The organism is Texcoconibacillus texcoconensis (assembly GCF_014202575.1).
Classification (GTDB): domain Bacteria; phylum Bacillota; class Bacilli; order Bacillales; family Salisediminibacteriaceae; genus Texcoconibacillus; species Texcoconibacillus texcoconensis.
Map to the genome: position 1 here is coordinate 1 of NZ_JACHHB010000038.1, position 1,353 is coordinate 1,353.

Genomic DNA, 1,353 nt, shown 5'->3' on the forward strand with positions numbered 1-1,353 from the left:
GTTGAGCTATTAGCTCCTTAGAAAGGAGGTGATCCATCCCCACCTTCCGGTAGGGATACCTTGTTACGACTTCACCCCAATCACCTGTCCCACCTTCGGCGGCTGGCTCCAAAAGGTTACCGCACCGACTTCGGGTGTTACAAGCTCTCGTGGTGTGACGGGCGGTGTGTACAAGGCCCGGGAACGTATTCACCGCGGCATGCTGATCCGCGATTACTAGCAATTCCGGCTTCATGTAGGCGAATTGCAGCCTACAATCCGAACTGAGAATGGCTTTTTGAGATTAGCTTCACCTCGCGGCTTCGCTGCCCTCTGTACCATCCATTGTAGCACGTGTGTAGCCCAGGTCATAAGGGGCATGATGATTTGACGTCATCCCCACCTTCCTCCGGTTTGTCACCGGCAGTCACCCTAGAGTGCCCAACTGAATGCTGGCAACTAAGGTCAAGGGTTGCGCTCGTTACGGGACTTAACCCAACATCTCACGACACGAGCTGACGACAACCATGCACCACCTGTCACTCTGTCCCCCGAAGGGGAACGCCCTATCTCTAGGGTTGTCAGAGGATGTCAAGACCTGGTAAGGTTCTTCGCGTTGCTTCGAATTAAACCACATGCTCCACTGCTTGTGCGGGCCCCCGTCAATTCCTTTGAGTTTCAACCTTGCGGTCGTACTCCCCAGGCGGAGTGCTTAATGTGTTTACTTCGGCACTAAGGGTATCGAAACCCCTAACACCTAGCACTCAACGTTTACGGCGTGGACTACCAGGGTATCTAATCCTGTTTGATCCCCACGCTTTCGCGCCTCAGCGTCAGTTACAGGCCAGAAAGTCGCCTTCGCCACTGGTGTTCCTCCTAATATCTACGCATTTCACCGCTACACTAGGAATTCCACTTTCCTCTCCTGTACTCAAGTCTCCCAGTTTCCAATGACCGCTCGCGGTTGAGCCGCGAGATTTCACATCAGACTTAAGAGACCGCCTGCGCGCCCTTTACGCCCAATAATTCCGGACAACGCTTGCCCCCTACGTATTACCGCGGCTGCTGGCACGTAGTTAGCCGGGGCTTTCTCGATAGGTACCGTCATCACTTCACCCTATTTGAATGAAGTGTGTTCTTCCCTAACAACAGAGCTTTACAATCCGAAGACCTTCATCGCTCACGCGGCGTTGCACCGTCAGACTTTCGTCCATTGCGGATGATTCCCTACTGCTGCCTCCCGTAGGAGTCTGGGCCGTGTCTCAGTCCCAGTGTGGCCGATCACCCTCTCAGGTCGGCTACGCATCGTCGCCTTGGTGAGCCATTACCTCACCAACTAACTAATGCGCCGCGGGCCCATCCCTTAGTGTTAGG

The 1,353-nt window shown here is 54.3% G+C and carries 1 rRNA gene; it reads right to left on the reverse strand.

The features are described 5' to 3' along the window. Positions 1-21: 21 nt before the first annotated feature. Positions 22-1,353 (reverse strand): 16S ribosomal RNA (locus tag HNQ41_RS16525); the annotation flags it as partial.